At 71.6% G+C, this 19,398-nt stretch carries 18 protein-coding genes and 1 tRNA gene; 12 read left to right on the top strand and 7 right to left on the bottom strand.

The features are described 5' to 3' along the window. Positions 1-36: 36 nt before the first annotated feature. Both ACIBEA_RS25225 and ACIBEA_RS25230 read right to left on the bottom strand, forming a co-directional pair. Entirely contained in the window at positions 37-759 is a 723-nt protein-coding gene (locus tag ACIBEA_RS25225) for a YcnI family protein (protein ID WP_399264562.1), read from the bottom strand. Between the two features lie 114 nt (positions 760-873). Next, a complete protein-coding gene (locus ACIBEA_RS25230) occupies positions 874-1,677 on the bottom strand; it encodes a hypothetical protein (RefSeq protein WP_399264563.1) in 804 nt (267 codons plus the stop codon). Between the two features lie 201 nt (positions 1,678-1,878). On the opposite strand from ACIBEA_RS25230, the gene ACIBEA_RS25235 reads away from it, so the two are divergent. After that, on the top strand, positions 1,879-2,370 hold the full coding sequence (locus ACIBEA_RS25235; RefSeq protein WP_399264565.1) for an ATP-binding protein: 492 nt from the start codon (positions 1,879-1,881) through the stop codon (positions 2,368-2,370). 67 nt (positions 2,371-2,437) lie between these two features. Here the strand turns inward: ACIBEA_RS25235 and ACIBEA_RS25240 are convergent, their stop codons facing one another. Together ACIBEA_RS25240 and ACIBEA_RS25245 are read right to left on the bottom strand one after the other, a co-directional pair. Next, positions 2,438-3,904, bottom strand: a complete 1,467-nt coding sequence (locus tag ACIBEA_RS25240) for an aminopeptidase P family protein (protein ID WP_399264567.1) — start codon at positions 3,902-3,904, stop codon at positions 2,438-2,440. An 86-nt stretch (positions 3,905-3,990) separates the two neighbouring features. Further along, the gene (locus tag ACIBEA_RS25245; RefSeq protein ID WP_399264569.1) at positions 3,991-5,547 is read right to left on the bottom strand and encodes a PP2C family protein-serine/threonine phosphatase; all 1,557 of its coding nucleotides are present in this window, start codon (positions 5,545-5,547) and stop codon (positions 3,991-3,993) included. A 406-nt stretch (positions 5,548-5,953) separates the two neighbouring features. On the opposite strand from ACIBEA_RS25245, the gene ACIBEA_RS25250 reads away from it, so the two are divergent. Then, positions 5,954-6,757: a bifunctional DNA primase/polymerase gene (locus ACIBEA_RS25250; RefSeq protein ID WP_399264571.1), complete on the top strand. Its 804-nt coding sequence runs from the start codon at positions 5,954-5,956 to the stop codon at positions 6,755-6,757. A 186-nt stretch (positions 6,758-6,943) separates the two neighbouring features. Continuing rightward, positions 6,944-7,492 carry a hypothetical protein gene (locus tag ACIBEA_RS25255; RefSeq protein ID WP_399264573.1) on the top strand — a complete coding sequence of 183 codons (549 nt, stop codon included), beginning with the start codon at positions 6,944-6,946 and terminating at the stop codon, positions 7,490-7,492. 256 nt (positions 7,493-7,748) lie between these two features. Here ACIBEA_RS25255 and ACIBEA_RS25260 read toward each other — a convergent pair whose 3' ends face one another. From ACIBEA_RS25260 to ACIBEA_RS25270, 3 genes are all read right to left on the bottom strand, one after another. Further along, the gene (locus tag ACIBEA_RS25260; RefSeq protein WP_399264575.1) at positions 7,749-8,723 is read right to left on the bottom strand and encodes a DUF5926 family protein; all 975 of its coding nucleotides are present in this window, start codon (positions 8,721-8,723) and stop codon (positions 7,749-7,751) included. 235 nt (positions 8,724-8,958) lie between these two features. Next, complete coding sequence (locus ACIBEA_RS25265; protein ID WP_399264577.1) at positions 8,959-9,561, bottom strand: ATP-binding protein; 603 nt, start codon at positions 9,559-9,561, stop codon at positions 8,959-8,961. Positions 9,562-9,646: 85 nt separating this feature from the next. Continuing rightward, a complete protein-coding gene (locus ACIBEA_RS25270; protein WP_399264579.1) occupies positions 9,647-10,483 on the bottom strand; it encodes a glycerophosphodiester phosphodiesterase in 837 nt (278 codons plus the stop codon). A gap of 241 nt (positions 10,484-10,724) precedes the next feature. Between ACIBEA_RS25270 and ACIBEA_RS25275 the strand changes: the two genes are divergently transcribed. The 9 genes from ACIBEA_RS25275 to ACIBEA_RS25315 all read left to right on the top strand — a co-directional run bounded on the left by ACIBEA_RS25275 (position 10,725) and on the right by ACIBEA_RS25315 (position 19,314). Beyond that, positions 10,725-12,308 carry a S1C family serine protease gene (locus ACIBEA_RS25275; protein WP_399264581.1) on the top strand — a complete coding sequence of 528 codons (1,584 nt, stop codon included), beginning with the start codon at positions 10,725-10,727 and terminating at the stop codon, positions 12,306-12,308. 116 nt (positions 12,309-12,424) lie between these two features. Beyond that, entirely contained in the window at positions 12,425-13,330 is a 906-nt protein-coding gene (locus ACIBEA_RS25280; RefSeq protein WP_354378917.1) for a LysR family transcriptional regulator, read from the top strand. 101 nt (positions 13,331-13,431) lie between these two features. Further along, positions 13,432-13,986, top strand: a complete 555-nt coding sequence (locus tag ACIBEA_RS25285; RefSeq protein ID WP_399264583.1) for a cysteine dioxygenase — start codon at positions 13,432-13,434, stop codon at positions 13,984-13,986. After that, complete coding sequence (locus ACIBEA_RS25290) at positions 13,986-15,038, top strand: YeiH family protein (protein ID WP_399264585.1); 1,053 nt, start codon at positions 13,986-13,988, stop codon at positions 15,036-15,038. The genes ACIBEA_RS25285 and ACIBEA_RS25290 overlap by 1 nt, the downstream gene beginning before the upstream one ends. A 252-nt stretch (positions 15,039-15,290) precedes the next feature. Further along, complete coding sequence (locus ACIBEA_RS25295; protein ID WP_399264587.1) at positions 15,291-16,244, top strand: trypsin-like serine peptidase; 954 nt, start codon at positions 15,291-15,293, stop codon at positions 16,242-16,244. 46 nt (positions 16,245-16,290) lie between these two features. Further along, positions 16,291-16,377: transfer RNA gene (locus ACIBEA_RS25300), tRNA-Ser, on the top strand. A 209-nt stretch (positions 16,378-16,586) separates the two neighbouring features. Further along, positions 16,587-16,928, top strand: a complete 342-nt coding sequence (locus ACIBEA_RS25305; protein WP_399264589.1) for a DUF6344 domain-containing protein — start codon at positions 16,587-16,589, stop codon at positions 16,926-16,928. 753 nt (positions 16,929-17,681) lie between these two features. Beyond that, positions 17,682-17,993, top strand: coding sequence for a hypothetical protein (locus ACIBEA_RS25310; RefSeq protein WP_399264591.1), 312 nt, complete (start codon positions 17,682-17,684; stop codon positions 17,991-17,993). A 154-nt stretch (positions 17,994-18,147) separates the two neighbouring features. Then, positions 18,148-19,314: an acyl-CoA dehydrogenase family protein gene (locus ACIBEA_RS25315; protein ID WP_399264593.1), complete on the top strand. Its 1,167-nt coding sequence runs from the start codon at positions 18,148-18,150 to the stop codon at positions 19,312-19,314. Positions 19,315-19,398: the final 84 nt, after the last annotated feature.

Here is a 19,398-nt window from a genome sequence, read left to right on the forward strand (position 1 = left end):
TGAGATCGGGGGTGGTTCGGATATCTGCGGACGCGGTCAGGACGTGCGACGGCGCGAGGCCACGCCGAAGGCGACCCCGCCGAGGCCGACGACGATCCCGGCGATGCCGAGGGCGCGCGCGGTCGTGTCGGAGCCGGCCGACGCGGTGTTCTCGGCGCCGGCGCCCTTCTCGTGGTCGGTGTTCTTGGCCTCGTCGGTCTTCTTCGCACCGTCGTCGTGGTGGTCGCCACCGGCCGCGGCCGTCAGCTTGAGCACGGGCGCCGGGTTCTGCGGCTCGGCGGCGCCGTCCTTGGCCTCTTCGATCCAGCGGACGACCTCGTTGTTGTCGTACGTCTGGACGGCCTTGAAGGTGAGCTTGTCGACGTCCGAGGGGAGCTGGCCGATCGAGAGCGGGAACTGCTGGAACTTACCGGGCTCGATCTTGCCGCCGGTCCAGGTCACCTTGGTGACGGCTTCGTTGATCTGCTTGCCGTGGACCGTGAGCGGCTTGTCGAGCTTGCTCTTCTCCACGGTGACCGTCCACCCCGGGACGTCCTGCGGCATGACCGAGGAGAGCGGGTGGTCGGTCGGGAAGCTGACTTCGAGCTTGTTGGTCGCGGCGTTGTCGCGCTCGTTCGGGACCTTGAAGTTGATCGTCGCGTAGCCGCCCTTGGCGGCCTCGCCCGGCTGGATGCCGACGTGGGCGAAGGCGGTGCCGGACAGGACGAGGACGGTACCGGCGGCGAGGGCGGCGGCGAAGGAGACGCGAGAGGTCTTCATGGCAGGAACACTCCACGGAAGCAGGGGTGACGGTGGCTCCGGCGCACAGGCGCGCGCGGAGTTCGCGGCACCGGTGCTCCGCCGGGTGTCCCGGGGAGTGGAGGTGGTGCCGCGTCAGGCTGCGAGGGCGAGGGCCGCTGGTGGGCCGCGCCTGATCACCGTGTGGTGGAGTGCCGTCCGGCCGGGGGCCACGGCCCGGTCCGGGGTGCTGCGCGGCGACCGCGGGGTACGTCCGGGCGTGCCCGGAAGTCCGGCGCCCAGGATGCGCACGAGGGCCAGGGCGGTCCGCAGGGCGCGGATCGGGGCGGCCGGGGCGGCGAGCCGGGACAGTTCGACGAGCCGGAACAGGGCCGCGTCCCCGCGGCTCAGCAGCCAGCCGGCGACCAGCGCGGCCACCAGGTGGCCCAGCAGCATCGGCAGGCTGAGCAGCCCGGTCGAGGGAGCCGTGACCGCCTGCGCCATGTGGGCGTGGGCGTCGTGCGCGGGGACCGCGAGCGCGGCCGGATTCAGCCCCGCGCTCTCCAGCACCTGTCGGGCGTCGGAGGGGCTGAGCGGTACGGAGTTGCCCCCGCAGACCAGCCGGGCCGCGAGCGCCGCGAGCGAGGTGTCGGAGGCCGCCTGCGCGGAAGCGCCCGCGGTGGCGGCGCCGTGCTGGCCGAGGCCGAACAGCGTGTGCAGCCCCAGCTGGCCCACGGCGAGGGCGGCGGCGAGACCCGGCAGGGTGCGCCGGCGGCCCGCGAGCAGGGAGGCGACCGTGAACACGGCCAGGAAGCCCGCGCAGAGCGTCCACCAGGGAACAGTGGCGCACGAGGCGAGGGCGTGCCCGACGGCGGACAGCACGACGCAGACCGCGGTGAACACCGCGGCCCGCAGGATCCGGAGCCCGGCTCCTGCACGCATCGTGTGGGGGGCAGTCATGGCCGGGCCATCATCGCACTGCGCTTAGGTCTCCCATACGGCAGGTCCGGAAGGTCCCTTGAGTCCCCCTGGACGGAGTCCGCCCGCCGGCCCACCGGACCGCCGCATACACCGGCGTCCGGGCGGGTCGCATCGGCCGAACGAGCGCTCCGACGGCCGCACGGGGCTTACACAGTGCTCCGGGCGGCAATAGGTAACGGTATGAGCATCTGGTGGTCTCTCCACTTGAGGCGCGAGGCCGCGAGCGTTCCGCTCGCCAGGCGACTGCTGCTGGGGACGATGGAGACCGCGGGGGTGGACCCCGACATCTCCTTCGACCTGTCGGTGGCGCTGAGCGAGGCGTGCGCGAACGCGGTGGAGCACGGCGGGCCGGTGGCCGGGGACGGTGACGACGCTCCCGCCGGGGGCGTCGGGCCGGCTCCCGCCGATCCCGCGGCCTGTGCGGCGTACCGCGTCACGGCCTATCTCGACGGCGACCGCTGCCGGATCGAGGTGACCGATTCGGGCCCGGGCTTCCCGCCCACGACGGTCTCCCGCCGCAGACCCTCGCTGGCGGAGCACGGCCGGGGGCTGTCGCTGATCGCCGAGCTGGCCGATCACGCCCGGTTCCGCAACCGCCCGGGCCGGGGAGCCGTCGTCAGTTTCGACAAGATCCTCAAATGGCAGGACGGAGCGCTGCTGAAGGCGTCCTGAGCGGCCGATGGGCGGGGTCCCGGTACAGGGGACCCCGCCCATCGGCGGTGGTGCGGCGGCGGAAGGGTCAGCCCTTCAGCGCGGCCATCCAGCTCTCGACCTCGTCGGACCGGCGCGGCAGACCCGCGGACAGGTTCCGGTTGCCGTCCTCGGTGACGAGGATGTCGTCCTCGATCCGGACGCCGATGCCGCGGTACTCCTCCGGCACGGTCAGGTCGTCGGCCTGGAAGTACAGGCCGGGCTCGACGGTGAGGCACACGCCGGGCTCCAGGGTGCCGTCCACGTAGGCCTCGGTGCGGGCGGCCGCGCAGTCGTGGACGTCCATGCCGAGCATGTGACCGGTGCCGTGCAGGGTCCAGCGGCGCTGCAGACCCAGCTCCAGGACACGCTCGACCGGACCCTCCACCAGACCCCACTCGACGAGCTTCTCGGCGAGCACGTGCTGCGCGGCGTCGTGGAAGTCGCGGAACTTACCGCCCGGCTGCACGGCGGCGATGCCGGCCTCCTGGGCCTCGTACACCGCGTCGTAGATCTTGCGCTGGATCTCGGTGAACCGGCCGTTGATCGGCAGGGTGCGCGTGACGTCGGCCGTGTACAGGGACCGGGTCTCCACGCCGGCGTCCAGCAGCAGCAGGTCGCCGGAGCGGACGGGACCGTCGTTGCGGACCCAGTGCAGGGTGCAGGCGTGCGGGCCGGCGGCGCAGATCGAGCCGTAGCCGACGTCGTTGCCGTCGACGCGGGCGCGCAGGAAGAAGGTGCCCTCGATGTAGCGCTCGCTGGTGGCCTCGGCCTTGTCGAGGACCTTCACGCAGTCCTCGAAACCGCGGACGGTGGAGTCGACGGCCTTCTGCAGCTCGCCGATCTCGAACGCGTCCTTGACCACGCGCGCCTCGGAGAGGCTCGTGCGCAGCTCGCCGTCGCGCTCGGCGGTGACCTTGTCGGCCAGGGCCGCCTCGATGACCGCGTCGTGGCCGCGCACGATCCGGACCGGGCCGGTGGCCTCGGTCAGGGCCTCGGCGAGGGTGCGGACGTCCTTCGCCGGGATGCCCAGGAGCTGCTCGGCCTCGGTGAGGGAGTGGCGGCGGCCGACCCACAGTTCGCCCTGGCCGGACAGCCAGAACTCGCCGTTCTCGCGGTCGGAGCGCGGGAGCAGGTAGATGGTGGCGCTGTGGCCCGTCTCGCCGGTGGGCTCCAGGACCAGGACGCCGTTCTCGCTCTGGTCGCCGGTCAGGTAGGCGTACTCGGTCGAGGCACGGAAGGGGTACTCCGTGTCGTTCGAGCGCGTCTTGAGGCGACCTGCGGGGACGACGAGGCGCTCACCGGGGAAGCTCGCGGACAGCGTGTCGCGGCGCGCGGCCGTGTGCGCGGCCTGGGCGATGGGCTCCAGGCCGTGCAGCTCGGTGTCCGCCCAGCCGGTGCGCATGTTCTCGGCGAGTTCGTCGCTGAGGCCCGGGTACAGCCCGTTCTTGCGCTGCTTGTGCGTCTTCTTGGGCTGCTCTTCTTCCGGGGTCTCCGGGGTGAGCTCGTCAGCCACGTCATCTCCTCAGCTACGACAGGACCGGGTACGGACCCCGTCCATCGTATGTGCGAGAGGAAGTGGCCCCGCAGGGCTGTGATAAATCAGTCAAACCGGGCAGCCAGTAGGACGATGTCCTCGGCGGCGCCGCTCGTCGACCCGGTTCCGGTCCCGCCCGTGAAGTCCTCGTCCGGCAGCACGGTGCGCAGGACGTGGTCCACGATCGCGGCCGGGTCCTCCCGGGCGGCCCGCGGTACCGAGGCGGCGGCCGCGTGCAGCCGTGCGTACGCGCGGTCCATGGCGTCACCGGTACGGCGCAGCAGCCCGTCGGTGTAGAGCAGCACCGTTTCTCCAGCGGCGGGCTCGATCTCCACGCTCGGCGCCTCCCAGCAGGCGAGCATGCCGAGCGGCGCGGACAGCGTGGTCTCCACGTACTCGGTGCGGTGCTCGCCGATGAGCAGCGGCGGCGCGTGTCCGGCGCCTGCCAGGACGATCTTCCGGGATCCCGGCTCGCAGTAGGCGAAGAGCGCGGTGGCCGATCGCGCGGGTTCGGTCAGCCGCAGCAGCAGCTCCAGGTCGGACAGGACCGCGACCGGGTCCTCGCCCTCCATCACGGCGTACGCGCGCAGCGAGGCCCGCAGCCGTCCCATCGCGGCGATCGCGCTGGGCCCGGCTCCGGTGACGGACCCGATGGCCAGTCCGAGGGCGCCCTCGGGCAGTGGCAGGGCGTCGTACCAATCGCCGCCGCCGTGCGGTCCGGTGTGGTGGCGGGCGGCGAGCTGGACCCCCGGTACCCGGGGCAGCCTGCTCGGCAGCAGTTCCTCGGTGACGATGGCGAGCCGGGTCCGGGCGCGCTGGGCCTCCAGGACGCGGGCCAGGTGCTCGGCCCCGTGGCGTACGTAGAGGCCGACGAGGTCGCGCTGGCGGTCGCTCGGCTCGACCTGGTCGTCGTACAGCCAGACGACGGCGCCGAGCCGGCCGGTGGCCTCGGCGGTCAGCGGCAGCGCGTAGCTGGCGGCGTACGCCAGACGCGCCGCGACCTCCCGGTGCTGCGGGTCGACAGGGGTCGCGTACCCGCCGGAACCGGGGGGCGCGCCGACTTCGGGGAGCACCTCGGAGCCGCCGGCGGCGCCGGGGATTCCGTCGAGGATGCGGCCGTACGAGGTGGCGGCGCGCGGCACGGTCTCGATGTGACCGAGGTCCGCGCGGCCCAGGCCCAGCCCGATCGTGGTGGCGGGGCCGAGTCCGTCGGCGGGCTCCAGCACGATCAGCCCACGACGGGCGCCGACGAGGGCGGCTCCGGCGCGCAGGAACTCCTGGAGGCAGGCGTCGAGGCCGGCGGACCGGGCGAGGCGTTCGGTCAGCTCGTGCAGGGTGGTCAGGTCGGAGACCATGCCCGCCAGGCGGTCCTGGATCAGGGTGCTGGGGGCGGGTACCGCGGTCGGTGCGGGAGCGGTGCGCGGGGGCACGGGTGCCGCAGTGTGAGGGGAAGCCGTAACTACTGAATCGATTCCAGCCACTTTCGGCGGATGCGGGGCGCTCATGGCGTCCGGCTTTCCACCTGGTGCGATTCGCCGAATAGCATCGCAAACCCCCAGATCGTTCTGCGCCGCCATCAATGGATCCACATCTACACGCACACGTGGATCGATGTCCAGCATTGCCCAGGTGGGAATCCTGGTGTCCGTGGGACGACAACTCACCGTTCAGTCAAGGGTAAAACTTGGCCGGAAAAGGTTGGATGGGATGCCTTTTTGCGGTCGACTGGGCGGGCGTCTCCGTCGGCACGGGTACGTAAACGGTGGTGCGCGGGGTGAGTTGACGCCACCCCGGACCCGCCGGGAACCGTCCGGTACGGGCCGCCGTCCTTAGCGGCGGCGGCTGGGCGCGGCCCGCCACGGGTCGCGCACCGCCCTTGCTGGACGTTCCATGGACCCGTACGAAAACTGCACGAACCGTGTGAACCTGCTTCTGGCGGACAGTGACGCGAAACGTGTACGTGTGGTGAAACACCGCATACATGGTGTGATGTGGCCCTCGGCGTTCAACGGAAAGGAACGAGCGCTCATGCGCGAGATCCTCGGAAGGCGTCTCCAGCGACTCCGCAGTTCCCTTCGGACCGCCCAGTCCCTTCGGACGCTCCAGCCCCTTCGGACGCTCCAGTCCCTTTGGACCCTCCAGCCTCTCCGGACCCTTCAGTCCCTCCGATTCGCCCAGCGGGCCGGGTCCCGGCCGGGGTCCGCCCCCGCCCACCCGCCGTCCCTCGACGCCGCATTGGTGTGTGCCGCCGACTGGGCGTGGCCCGTGCTCCCCGGTGTGGGCCGGGCCGGCGCGGACGGTGCGCGCTGCGCCTGCCCGGACCCGGACTGCGTGGTTCCCGGCGCCCACCCCTTCGACCCGGGTCTCCTCGCGGCCACCACCGATCCCCGGATGGTGGGTTGGTGGTGGACCAACCGGCCGAGCGCTCCCCTGCTCCTGGCCACCGGCGGGGCCGCACCCTGCGCGGTGAGCCTGCCGGCGGCGGCGGCCGCGCGGGCGCTGGTCCGGCTCGACCAGCGCGGCCTGCGGCTCGGTCCGGTCGTCGCCACGCCCACGCGCTGGTCGCTGCTGGTGGCGCCGTACTCGCTGGAGCGGCTCGGTGAACTCCTCTACGCCAAGGACCACGTGCCGTCCTCGCTGCGCTTCCACGGCGAGGGCGGATACCTGTTGCTGCCGCCCTCCGCCGCGTCCTGCGGCGGTCAGGTGCGCTGGGAGCGGGAACCGGTGGCGCAGGACGGGCCGCCGTGGCTGCCGGAGGTGGAGGCGGTCGTGGACGCGCTGGTGGAGGCGAGCAGCGGGGCGCCGGGCGGCGGCAGCCGACTTGCGTACTGACGCGCGTACGGGCGCACCGGCGGTAGGGCCTGTCGTCGAGGTCCGGGCTGCCCCGCGGGCGCCGACCCGACCTTGGCGACAGGCCCGACCGCCGGATCACTCGAACGGGTGTCACCAGTGCCCGATTCCAAGGGAATTGGGCGCGGGCATCTCCTCGGTCCATCGCCGCATCGCTATCTTCGGCGAATGAATCTCCGCCTGATCGGTATCGGCGCCGGTGTGCTGATCATCTTGTCGCTTCCGCTCGCGGGTGCGATCGCCGGACCGGACCTCGCCGCTCGGGACGACGGAAAGGGCGGCGGACTGCTCTCCTCGCTGGGACTGTCGGATCCCTCCGGCCGCCAGGGCGGGGCGAAGCCGGCGCCGCCCGGACCGGCCGAGCAGCCCCGCACGGACTCGCGCTGCGGCCCCGAACTCTCCTCGCCCCAGGGGGTCGAGGCGCAGACGTGCGTGCTGACCGGTGAAGGGCAGAGCTGGGGGCGCAGTTACTACCGCAACACCAGCGGGCGGGCGCTGGAATCCGTGCTGACCGTGATGGGTCCGGCGGGTCGGACGGTGCAGATCCGCTGCGCGATCGGGACGGGCGACGAACCGGGTCTGTGCGAGACGCCCAAGGAGGACTCCCTGGGGACCCCGGACCGGTACAGCGCAGTAGCGGAATTTGCAGTTCCGGATGCTGAAGGACCCCTGCTCCTGCGGTCCGGGAGCAACTCACCGGGACCGGGCGGCGGTTGAGCGCCACCGGAAATGGAAGGGCCCGGTCGCTGGCGACGGGGGATGCACCAGCGACCGGGCTACAAGAACGGTAACAAGAGATCGCCTGTTCGCAAATTCGATCTCGGATATTCGGACATCGATTTGCAGACGATTAGCGGGAGTTGTGACTCCGGTCACCGCCCGTGGCGCGCTCCGGGAGGGCCCGTGGGGCGCCTTCGGGGCTCGTGCGGGCCCGTCGTGGGCCCGCACGGACACCCGAGGTCAGCTCAGGAGGTCAGCTCAGGGTGACCTGGCGGTTGGTCAGGCCACCGCGTGCCCGGCGCTCCTCCGGGGTCAGCGGGGCGTCCGTGGTCAGGGCCTTGGCGAGGCGCTCCGCCAGCCGGGCCGCGGGCTCTTCCGCCTGGTCGGCGGTGTAGCCGACGGGCAGGTCCCAGACGGGGACCATCAGGCCGTGCGCGCGGAAGGACCCGACGAGCTTGGTGCCTTCGCCGAGCGAGGACCCGCCCGCCGCGGTCAGCCGCGCCAGGGCGTCGAGCAGCTGCTCCTCGGGGTGCGGCATGACCCAGCGCAGGTGGTTCTTCTCCGGGGTCTCGCACCAGTAGGCCGCGTCGACGCCGGTGAGCTTGACGGTCGGGATGGCGGCCGCGTTGGCGCGCTCCAGCGAGGCGGCGATCTCCGGAGAGGAGGCCTGGGCGGTCTCCGCATCCGGAATCCAGAATTCGAAGCCGCTGTGTACAACCGGCTCGAAAACGCCGTCCGGGTCCAGGAGATCCTGAAGTCGGGGCCCCTCGGCGGGCACGCGGCGGGCGGCGACCGGGTTGCCGGGCTCGGCGACGAGCGCGCGCTCCAGCGTGTCGGCGAGGTCGCGGGAGAGGTTCCCGCTGGACGACTCGTTCTGCAGGCCGAGCAGGACGGAGCCGTCCTCGCGGCGCAGCGCCGGCCAGGCCATGGGCAGTACGGTCACCAGCGTGACGGACGGTACGCCCTCGGGCAGGCCGCCCTTGAGGGTGAGCGGGATGGTGGCGGCCGGCACCAGCTCGCGCAGCGCCACCCAGTCGCACTCGGACGGCAGGCCCTCGAAGGGGCGCTGCACCAGCTCGGTGACGGCGTGTGAGGCGGCGGCGCCGTGGCAGGCCTTGTAGCGGCGCCCGGATCCGCAGGGGCAGGGCTCGCGGGCGCCCACCACAGGGATCTCCCCGTCCTTGAGCTGCGGCTTTGCAGTCTTCGCTGCGGGGCGCTTCTTGGCCATCGTGGGTGTCTCCCGGTTGCGGCGGTACGTCGGTACGTGACGGCGCGAGCCTAGCCGTTCGTACCGCCGCAACCGGGCGGGTGCGGCCGGGAGCGCGGCCGGGAGCACGGTCGGCGTGCGCTCCCGGGTTCGCGTTCGGTTCCCGTTCGGGTCGGAGCTCGGGTCGGAGCTCGGGTTCGCGTTCGGGTCGGAGCTCGGGTTCGCGTCCGGCTCGGAGCTCGGGTGCGAGATCGGGTCAGGGATCCAGGTCGTCGAAGGGGGCGCCGAAGCCGATCGCGGGCGCAGCGACGCGCGTAGCGAAATCGTCGTGCCGGGGTCCGCACGCGACCGTCACCCATACGGTGACCTCGCCGCCCGCGCCGTCCCGGACGCCCCAGTCCTGGGCCAGGGCGCTGATGATGTTCAGCCCCCGGCCGCCGCGCGCGGTGACCGAAGGCGTGGCCGGAACCGGACGGGTGGGCCCGCCCCCGTCCGTGACCTCGACCGTCAGTCGCCCCGCCTTGTCGACGCGCCATGCGGCGCGTATGTCCCCGTCGCCGATCTCCTGAGCGCCCAGGGGCCTGCCGTGCCGGCAGGCGTTGCTGAGCAGTTCGGAAAGGATCAGGACGGCGTCGTCCACGACCGAATCGGGCAGTCCGCCGATACGCAATTGCTCACGCATGCGGTGCCTCGCCGTACCCACGCCCGCAGGGCCATGGGGTACGGCCATGCACGACGACGTGGGCACTTCCTGTGCCATCACCAACGTCACCCCCGGAACCTCCTTAGCCCCACGCCATGGTCTGGATGCCCCATTGGCCTGGACCGGAAACCGCTGTGGAGGGAGCCTCTGACGCATTCATGACGACTGAATGCGGAGCGGATACGCCGGGGCACACCCTGTCACGGGAGATGAAGAGGGGACGGGTGGGCAAAAGGGTGCGTCAGCGTCCAAGTTGTGACAGAACTTGGCGGGGTCGGTTCGTAATGATTGCTTCCACACCCAGATCAGCGCAGAGCTGAACGTCTTCGGGTTCGTTCACGGTCCACACGTGGACCGAGTGCCCGGCGGCCTGAAGTTTGCGGATGAAGCCGGGGTGGTTGCGGACGATCCGCATCCCCGGCCCGGCGATCCGGACCCCGGCGGGCAGCCGCCCGTCGCGCATCCGGGGCGATACGAACTGCATCAGATACACGGTCGGGATCGTCGGCGCGGCCGCGCGGACCCGGTGCAGGGAGCGCGCGGAGAAGCTCATGATCCGTACGGGGTGGGGGCCCTCGGCGGGCGGGGAGTCCAGGCCGAAGCGCTTGAGCAGGAACAACAGCCGCTCCTCCACCTGTCCGGCCCAGCGGGTCGGGTGCTTCGTCTCGATCGCGAGCTGCACCGGCCGCCCGGCGTCCGCGACCAGCTCCAGCAGCCGCTCCAGGGTGAGCACGGAGGTGCGCTCCGGATCGGGCTCCTTGCCGTACTCACCGGCGGCGCCCGCTCCGGCGTCCCAGTCGGGGGACTCCTCGCGATCCTTCCAGGAGCCGAAGTCGAGGGCGGCGAGATCGGCCAGTTCCAGGGCCGAGACCGCGCCGCGGCCGTTGGACGTGCGGTTCACCCGGCGGTCGTGGACCAGCACGAGATGGCCGTCGGCGGTGAGCCGGACGTCGCATTCGAGCGCGTCCGCTCCGTCCTCGACGGCTTTGCGGTAGGCGGCCAGGGTGTGCTCGGGGGCGTCCTCCGAGGCACCGCGGTGGGCGACGACCTGGATGGGGCGCGGCGTTGCGTGGGTCACCGGGTCATGGTGCCAGGGTCCGGCCCTCCGGCGCGGGGCGGGCCCCTGGAGATGCGTCCGAAATGCCCGGCATAAAGGATGGGGTCAGGACACACAGGTCCGGCTTACAGTGCTCTGACGGTTGATGGGAAAGGCTTCGCCCAGGAACTTGTACGACCGGTCGAACGTTCACCCGGACCGATGTCCCGCCGGATGTACCGTCCGATATCCAGCACGCCGTGTGTGACGAGGAGAGAGCGCTGTGAGCACCGAGAACGAGGGCACCGCGGCCCCGACGCCCCCCGCGGCCCCGTCCGCACCTCCCGTGCCGGTGGCCGCGCCGACCCCTGAGCCGGTGGCTCCGGCGGATGCGGCCCCCGCGGACGCGCCCCCCGTGGACATGGGCAAGGCACCGGTCGCCGCCGACCAGGGGTACGCCGCCGAGCCCGCGACCCAGCAGCTCCCGCCGACCCCGCCGCCCGGGGCCGAGCCGACCCAGCAGCTGCCGCCGACCCCCGCCGCGGACCCGTACGGGGCTCCGGCCACGGCTCCGGTCCCGGGCCCGCCCGCGGCTCCGTACGGCGCTCCCGCCGCGCACGGCGCCGAGGCCTGGCCGCCGCCTCCGCCGGCCGTTCCGGCGTACGGCGCCGGGGGCCACGACGGTGGCGACGGCGCCGGGGTCTGGGGCGCGCCCCCGCTCGGCGACGGCGCTCCGCAGCACAAGGCGAAGGGCCGGGGCGGCCTGATCGCGGCCGTGCTCGCGGCCGCCCTGCTCGCGGGTGGGGTGGGCGGCGGCATCGGCTACAAGCTGGCCGACGGCAGCCTCGACGGCTCCGGCTCCACCACGGTCAGCTCCTCCGGCGAGGCGCCCAAGGACCTCAAGCGCGAGCCCGGTTCGATCGCGGGCCTGGCGGCCAAGGCGCTGCCCAGCGTCGTGACCATCGAGGCCCAGGGCGGTGACGGCGAGGGCGGTACGGGCACCGGCTTCGTCTACGACCAGGAGGGCCACATCCTGACCAACAACCACGTCGTGGCCTCCGCCGCCAACGGCGGCAAGCTCTCCGCCACCTTCTCCAACGGCAAGAAGTTCGACGCCGAGGTCGTGGGCCGGGCCCAGGGCTACGACGTGGCCGTGCTGAAGCTGAAGAACCCGCCCACCGGGCTCAACCCGCTCCAGCTCGGTGACTCCGACAAGGTCGCCGTCGGTGACACGACCATCGCGATCGGCGCGCCCTTCGGCCTGTCGAACACGGTGACCACCGGCATCGTCAGTGCGAAGAACCGCCCGGTGGCCTCCGGCGACGGCGCCAGCAACAAGAACTCGTACATGAGCGCCCTCCAGACGGACGCCTCGATCAACCCGGGCAACTCCGGCGGTCCGCTGCTCGACGGGCGCGGCGCGGTCATCGGCATCAACTCCGCCATCCAGTCGGCGGGCAACGGCGGCTTCGGCGGCGGCCAGGCCGGTTCGATCGGCCTCGGCTTCGCGATCCCGATCAACCAGGCGAAGAACGTCGCCCAGCAGCTCATCAAGACCGGCAAGCCGACCTACCCGGTGATCGGCGTCTCCGTGGACCTCCAGTCCAAGACGGACGGCGCGAAGATCTCCGAGCAGGGCGCCGCGGCCAACGAGCTGGTCGACCCGGCCGGTCCGGCGGGCAAGGCCGGCCTCAAGCCCGGCGACGTGATCACCCAGTTCGGTGACAAGACGATCGACAGCGGCCCGACGCTCATCAGCGAGATCTGGACGTACAAGCCCGGCGACACGGTGAAGCTGACGTACTTGCGCGGTGGAAAGCCGACCACGGTCGACATCACGCTCGGGTCGCGGGTCGGCGACAAGTGATTCCGGGCCGGTGATCCCGGGCGACGGATAGTCCGGGCCACAGGAAATCCTGTCGGGAGGGGCCGTAGGCACGATTGTGCCTACGGCCCCTCCCAACGTCCGCTTATGCTTCGGTCGTGTTCGATTCGCGGCACATACGCACGTTTCACGAGGTGGTCGCCTCCGGGTCGTACTCGGCGGCCGCCCGCGTCCTGGGCTATACCCAGCCCGCGATCACCCAGCAGATGAAGGCCCTGGAGCGGGCCGTCGGCACCCCGCTCTTCACCCGGGTCGGCCGCCGCATGCAGCTCACCGAGGCGGGCAATTCGCTGGCCAGGCACGCGGAGTCGATCCTCGGATCGCTCTCCGCCGCCGAGGCGCAGATGAAGGCCTATGCGCGACTGCGTGCCGGAAGGGTCCGGCTGTGCGGATTCCCCAGCGTCAATGTCACCCTCGTTCCCGAGGCGTTGAGCGGGCTCGCCAAGGACCACCCCGGCGTCCAGGTGGAGCTGTTGGAAGGGGAACCCCCGGACTCGCTGCGCAGGCTGGAGCGCGGGGAGTGCGACATCACGCTGGCCTTCACCTACCCCGGTCTCCACGAGGAGATACCGGAGGAGGTGGCCGAGGTGAAGCTGCTGGAGGACCAGCTGACGGTGCTGCTGCCGACCGGCCACCCGCTGGCCCGCCGGCGCGCCGTGCACCTGGCGGACCTGGCGGAGGAGCGCTGGATCGCGGGCTGCCCGCGGTGCCGGGCCAACCTGCTGCACGAGTGCGCCGAGCTGGGGTTCGTCCCCGACATCCGGTTCTCCACCGACGACAACCTCGTCGTGCAGAGCCTGGTGGCCCAGGGGCTCGGTGTGGCCATGATGCCGGCGCTGGTCCTTCCCTCGCTCTCCCTGAACAAGGTGTGCGGACGGCCGCTGGCGCCGATGGCCCGCCGCCACATCGCCGCCTACGTCTACCGGGACCACTTGCGAATACCGGCGACGGCGGCCGTCCTGGACGAGCTGAAGCGAGTGGCCGCCAACCGCGTCGGCTGCTGACCCGACGAACACCACCTCTCCCCCAATCCATAAGCGGCACTTGGGATTTCGGGTCGAAACTGTCGTTGGACGTGATGGATCGGCTGCCGGATGCTGCCGATATGACCACCACCACACCGGCCCGTACCACCGCGAGGATGGCCGCCCTCGTCGCTGAGATCCGTACGGTCGTGGACCGGGGGCTCGCACCCGACCTCACCGCCTATCTGGTCGGAGAGCTCGTCGCGCCGCAGCTGGGTACGCCCGACCTGCTCACCGACGAGCAGCGCGAGGGCCACACCGACCGCTACCGGCAGCACATCCTGCACGCGGAGCCGGACGGCAGCTTCTCGGTGGTGGCACTGGTGTGGCTGCCCGGCCAGGAGACGAGCATCCACGACCACGTCTCGTGGTGCGTGGCCGGAGTCCACGAGGGCACGGAGAGCGAACGGCGCTACCGGCTCGCCCCGGCGACGGGCACCGCGGGAGCCCGGCTGGTGGCGACCGAGGAGATCCTCAACGGCCCCGGCGACGTCTGCGGGTTCGCGCCCCCCGGGGACATCCACAAGGTGCGCAACTCCTGTCGCACCAAGGCGATATCCCTCCACGTCTACGGCGCCGACGTCGCCCGCCTGGGAAGCAGCGTCCGGCGGGTCTACACGCTCCCCACCGACTGATGGCGCTGCTGCACCGGTCCACACCGCGCGTCGATGGGGACCGGCCTGTTTCACGTGAAACACCCACTCCCTGGCCCGGATTGGCCGCCGCGGTGGTCGGGGCCGCGATCGCCTGGGCCGTGCATCGGCTCGTGCCCGGCGTGCCCTGGCTCACCGCTTCGGTGGTGCTGGGCATCGCCGCCGCGCATCTGCCCCGGATACGTACCTTCGTCCGCGGAGCCGCCCGGCCGGGCCTGTCGCTCGCCGGCCGACGGCTGATGCGGATCGGGATCGTCCTGCTGGGCCTGGGGCTCGGTCTGGACGACGTGCTGGGACTGGGCTGGGCCACGGTGGCCATGGTCGTCGCCGTGGTCGCCGCGACCTTCCTGGGCACTCTGTGGCTGGGCCGGCGGCTCGGGCTGCGCGGAGACCAGCCGCTGCTGATCGCGACGGGGTACTCGATCTGCGGAGCCTCGGCGATCGGTGCGGTCAGCGAGGTCTCCGGCAGCGACGAGGAGGACGTGGCCGCCTCGGTGGCACTGGTCACCTTGTGCGGCACCCTCGCCATCGCGGTCCTGCCGCTTTTCCAGGGGCCGTTGGGGCTCACCGACCCGGAGTTCGGTCGGTGGGTGGGGGCCAGCGTGCACGACGTCGGCCAGGTCGTGGCCACCGCTCAGACCGCCGGCCCGGACGCGCTCGGGGAAGCCGTCCTCGTCAAGCTGATGCGGGTGGCCCTGCTGGCCCCGCTGGTGGCCGCCGTGGCCTTCTCGGTACGGGCCCGCCGGCGCGGGATGCGCACCGCCTCGGGGCGGCGGCCGACACCGGTTCCGCTGTTCGTCGTAGGGTTCCTGGCGGCGGCCGCGCTGCGCGCCACCGGGGTCGTGCCCGAGGCCGCACTGGGGTGGGCCCACTCGGCGCAGGAGGCCCTGCTGGCCGCCGCGCTGTTCGGTCTGGGGAGCGCGGTGCACCTTCCGACGTTGGCGCGGACCGGAGGGCGGGCCGCGGTGCTGGGCCTGAGCTCGTGGGCCGTGGTGGCGGGGGTCTCGTACGCCGGGGTCCTGCTCACCATGTAGCGCTCGACGAGGCAGAGTTCGGCCGTAGCGGGCCGAACCGGCCAATCGGTGCGACACCCCGCTGACAATCACGCACCACCGTGCCACGCTGCCCGGGCAAGCCGCACCGCCGCACTGCTGTACCACCGCACTGCCGCACTGCCGCACTGCCGCACTGCCGCACTGCCGCACTGCCGATCCGCACCGACAACTCTTCCTACCCCACCCCTGCCCGGGTCCGACGGGCCCAGGGCACGGCAGAAGGAGTCATGCGTGAATCGTCATCGAACGGCCGCGTCCGTCCTCCTGGCCGCAGGCGCCCTGATAGCGGGCGTGCTCACGGCCGCGCCCGCGTCCGCGGCGTCCCCCCTCACCCCGGACCCCGGCTTCTGGACGGCGGCCCGGATGAGGGCGGCCACCCCGCTCGACGTGACGGCGGCCCCCGGATCCACCCGCAGCGCCCCGACGGCGGTCGCCGGCCCCACGACGTTCGCCCCGACCGCTCCGTCCGCCTCGTCGGCCCAAGACGCGTCCCCGAGCGCGTTCCCGCAGGCGGGCGGCGCCTGGACGGGCGGCGGCGCGATCGTGAAGACCTCCGGCCGGGTCTTCTTCACCATGGGCGACCGCACGGCCTCCTGCTCCGGCGACTCGATCACCAGCGCCAACGGCAGCACGGTCATCACCGCCGGCCACTGCGTGAAGTACCAGGGCGCCTGGCACACCAACTGGATCTTCGTCCCGGCCTACAACAACGGCAGCGCGCCGTACGGCCAGTGGTCCGCCACCAAGACCTTCTCGACCGACCAGTGGGTGGCGAGCGAGGACATGAACATGGACGTCGGCCTCGCCGTGGTCGCCCCGCTCGGCGGCCGCAAGCTCAGTGAGGTCGTCGGGGCCCAGGGCATCCAGTTCAACGGTGGCTACAACAAGAAGATGTACTCCTTCGGCTTCCCCGCGGCCGCTCCGTACGACGGCACGAAGCTCGTCTACTGCAGCGGCAACACGGGCAAGGACTTCCTCCTCACCAAGGACCACAGCCTGTCCTGCAACATGACGGGTGGCTCCAGCGGTGGCCCCTGGCTCCAGAACTTCGACGAGGCCACCGGCCTCGGCACGCAGGTCTCGGTGAACAGCTTCGGCTACACCTTCCTGCCGAACCGGATGTACGGCCCGTACTTCGGCGACGAGGTGAAGGCGGCCTACGACAGGGCCCAGACCTCCTCCTGACCGCAGCCCCCGTGCACCCCACCTGCCCGGTACTCTGTACCCGCCAGGTGGGTTGCCCGAGCGGCCTAAGGGAACGGTCTTGAAAACCGTCGTGGCAGCGATGTCACCGTGGGTTCAAATCCCACACCCACCGCACTGCAAACGAGCGGCCCCTGACCGGAAAACCCGGTCAGGGGCCGTTCTGCGTCCGGTCCCGCTGGAACTCCGCAAGCGGTGATGGGCCGACCGAGTGGTGTTTGTCGGAAGATCGGCGCGGGTGTGGGGCTCGCTGCGCTTGCGGTCACATCATGACGAATGTATTCAGATCCGCCCGTCGGAACATCCTGGAATGAGGGGTTCGTCATGGCCAACAGCAGCACCTTCAAGTCGATCTGGACCAGTGTCCTCGCCGCACTCGTGGCGCTCTTCGCAGCCCTGGGTCTCGGTGGCAGCGTCGCCGCTCCCGTCGCGGCTTCCGTCTCGGCTCCCGCCGTCCCGGCCGGATCCGTGGCGCGGACGACGGCGGTGCCGTCCCGGCGGAGCTGGAGGGCGATGATGCGCGGCGGATCGCTGCCGCCGACCATCGCCCAGCGGATCCGCGCCGAAGCCCACGGTTCCACCCCCTCCGTACGCAGCCGCTCCACGACCGCCGCCGCCCACGCCCAGTCGGACCGGTCCCGGGACGCGCTGGAACTCGTCGCCTGACGTGGGTCGGCAGTGCGGAAGCGGTGCGGAAGCGGTGCGGAAGCGGCTCGGAAGCAGTGCAGAACGAGGCAGCGCAGAAGTACGGCAGCGCGGTGGTACCGCAGTTCAGTGGTGCAGCAGTCCAGTGGTGCAGAAGTGGGTTTGCTCGTCACGTCGGACCAGGTCGGACCGTTCGCAGGTAGCAGGTAGCAGGTAGCAGGTAGCAGGTAGCAGGTAGCAGGTAGCAGGTAGCAGGTAGCAGGTAGTACGCAGTACGCAGGTTTCGTGGGACAGCCAGCCCGATCAGGTGGTGCGCCGGTCGTTCGCGCACGGTCGGGCAGTGACTTCAGGTGGACATCAGGTCGGCGAGAGCGCCCGTGGGGGCGTACCGCTCGGCCACCCCGGCGAGCGCCGGGGGCGTGCAGGGGGCGCGCGAGCGCGTGTGCAGGACCGCAGACCCGGGAGACGGTGGGGTTCCCGGACGGAGCGGTCCTCTTTGGCATGCCTGGGGCCAGTGGGATTGGCGGAACGCTTCGCCTCTTGTGCGCCGGGGGTTTCGCCCGTTGCGCGTGCGCTGATCAGGGGCTCTGGGGGCGTGAATGGGGTTTATCCGATGTTGCTCATGCTTGCGGGGGAATCGTGGGCTCCGGGGTGGTTCGCCGGGGATTCGGTGGGCAACTCTGGTCCAGCGACGTCGTCACCACAGAACGATCGAGGCGGTCGGCCAACTGCCTTGAAAACACCCCCATTTCAGGTTCTCTGGAGGATAAAGACATGGCAAGCATCCGTACCGCCCGCGTCATCGCCACCGTCGCCGCGCTCCCCTTCGCCCTCGCCCTCTTCGGCGGGGTGGCGCACGCCGACAACGGCGGCTTCGCGAACGACGGGTCGAATGCGAGCGTCGCCAGCATCATCGGCAGCGGCGTGGGCGGGAACAACCACGGCAACTCCGCCACCACGCAGCAGGTGGCCACCGGCGCCGGCGCGTCCAACCAGAACAACTCCGCGCAGGTCAACGGCTCCGCCTTCACCGCGATCCATCAGTCGAACAGCAACGTCGCGGTGAACTTCCACCCCTGGTGGTAGCCGCCCCCTGAGCGCTGAGGGCGCCCGCGCGACCGGACCGGCTGGGGTCCGGTAGGCGCGGGCGCCCTCGCGCGTTCCCGACCTTGACATCGACAGTGAATCTGACGGACAGTCAGGTCCACTTGATGATGTGTGATGCCGGGAGGCCAGCGCCGTGCACCTCGCCCCGACCGAAGACCAGTTGCGGCTGCGTGCCGAACTGCGCGAGTACTTCCAGAACGTGATGCCGGACGGTGCGCCGCAGGACCCCGCGGGGCAGCGCGCGCTGCTGCGGCGCATCGGCGCCGACGGTCTGCTCGGCCTCGGCTGGCCCGTCGAGTACGGCGGTCAAGGGCGCGGACCCGACGAGCAGTTCGTCTTCTTCGACGAGGCGTACCGGGCTGGAGCGCCCGTCTCCATGGTCACGCTCAACACCGTCGGCCCGACACTGATGCGGTACGGAACCCAGGAGCAGAAGGAGTTCTTCCTCCCCCGGATCCTCAAGGGAGAGATCGTCTTCGCGATCGGCTACTCCGAGCCGGAGGCCGGCACCGACCTCGCCTCCCTGCGCACCAGGGCCGTGCGGGACGACGCCGGTGCGGAGCAGGGCGAGTGGGTGATCGACGGGCAGAAGATCTTCACTTCGAACGCCCAGAACGCCGACTGGATCTGGCTCGCCTGCCGCACCGACCCGGCGGCCCCCAAGCACAAGGGCATCTCCATCATCCTCGTGCCCACGGACGCCCCGGGCTTCTCGTGGACCCCCATCGACACCGTCGGCGGTCTGACCACCACCTCGACCTACTACGACGGCATCCGCGTGCCGGCCGGGAACCTCGTCGGCCCCGAGCACGGCGGGTGGGGCCTCATCACCAACCAGCTGAACCACGAGCGCGTCGCCCTCGCCGCGATCGGGATGCAGGCCGAGGACTTCTACGACGCCGCCCTGACCCATGCCCGCACCGCGGACCCCGTCACCGGCGAGCGCCCGGCCGACCGGCCCTGGGTGCAGTCCCGGCTCGCGGAGGCACACGCGCGGCTGGCCGCCGTACGCCTGCTGAACTGGCGCCTCGTACAGGACGTCGGCGCCGGCAGCTTGGCCCCCGGTGACGCGAGCGGAGTGAAGTTCCTGGGCACCGAATCGACCGTCGAGGTGTACCGGATGTGCCAGGAAGTGGTGGGCGAGGAGGCCCTCGTACGCGGTCCGGCAGCCTTCGCGGGCGGCGAGCTGGAGCGGATGAACCGCGCCGCGCAGATCAACACCTTCGGCGGCGGGGTCAGCGAGGTCCAGCGCGAGATCGTCGCCATGATGCGGCTCGGCATGAAGGGGAGGAAGCGGTGACCGCGACAACACGGAGCCAGGGCGAGGGCCAGGGCCAGGGCCACAGCCACAGCCAGGGCCAGGGACAAGAGCGGTCGGAGACCG

It is taken from the genome of Streptomyces sp. NPDC051555 (assembly GCF_044454405.1).
In the GTDB taxonomy this organism is placed as follows: Bacteria; Actinomycetota; Actinomycetes; order Streptomycetales; family Streptomycetaceae; genus Streptomyces.

What these genes read in the sequence shown, in the direction of transcription:
- ACIBEA_RS25290 (WP_399264585.1), top strand. Translation starts at nt 13,986, where the DNA reads ATGGCGCTGCTGCACCGGTCCACACCGCGCGTCGATGGGGACCGGCCT.
- ACIBEA_RS25255 (WP_399264573.1), top strand. Translation starts at nt 6,944, where the DNA reads ATGAATCTCCGCCTGATCGGTATCGGCGCCGGTGTGCTGATCATCTTG.
- ACIBEA_RS25265 (WP_399264577.1), bottom strand. Translation starts at nt 9,561, where the DNA reads ATGCGTCAGAGGCTCCCTCCACAGCGGTTTCCGGTCCAGGCCAATGGG.
- ACIBEA_RS25310 (WP_399264591.1), top strand. Translation starts at nt 17,682, where the DNA reads ATGGCAAGCATCCGTACCGCCCGCGTCATCGCCACCGTCGCCGCGCTC.
- ACIBEA_RS25250 (WP_399264571.1), top strand. Translation starts at nt 5,954, where the DNA reads ATGCGCGAGATCCTCGGAAGGCGTCTCCAGCGACTCCGCAGTTCCCTT.
- ACIBEA_RS25305 (WP_399264589.1), top strand. Translation starts at nt 16,587, where the DNA reads ATGGCCAACAGCAGCACCTTCAAGTCGATCTGGACCAGTGTCCTCGCC.
- ACIBEA_RS25285 (WP_399264583.1), top strand. Translation starts at nt 13,432, where the DNA reads ATGACCACCACCACACCGGCCCGTACCACCGCGAGGATGGCCGCCCTC.
- ACIBEA_RS25225 (WP_399264562.1), bottom strand. Translation starts at nt 759, where the DNA reads ATGAAGACCTCTCGCGTCTCCTTCGCCGCCGCCCTCGCCGCCGGTACC.
- ACIBEA_RS25260 (WP_399264575.1), bottom strand. Translation starts at nt 8,723, where the DNA reads ATGGCCAAGAAGCGCCCCGCAGCGAAGACTGCAAAGCCGCAGCTCAAG.
- ACIBEA_RS25245 (WP_399264569.1), bottom strand. Translation starts at nt 5,547, where the DNA reads ATGCTGGACATCGATCCACGTGTGCGTGTAGATGTGGATCCATTGATG.
- ACIBEA_RS25230 (WP_399264563.1), bottom strand. Translation starts at nt 1,677, where the DNA reads ATGACTGCCCCCCACACGATGCGTGCAGGAGCCGGGCTCCGGATCCTG.
- ACIBEA_RS25235 (WP_399264565.1), top strand. Translation starts at nt 1,879, where the DNA reads ATGAGCATCTGGTGGTCTCTCCACTTGAGGCGCGAGGCCGCGAGCGTT.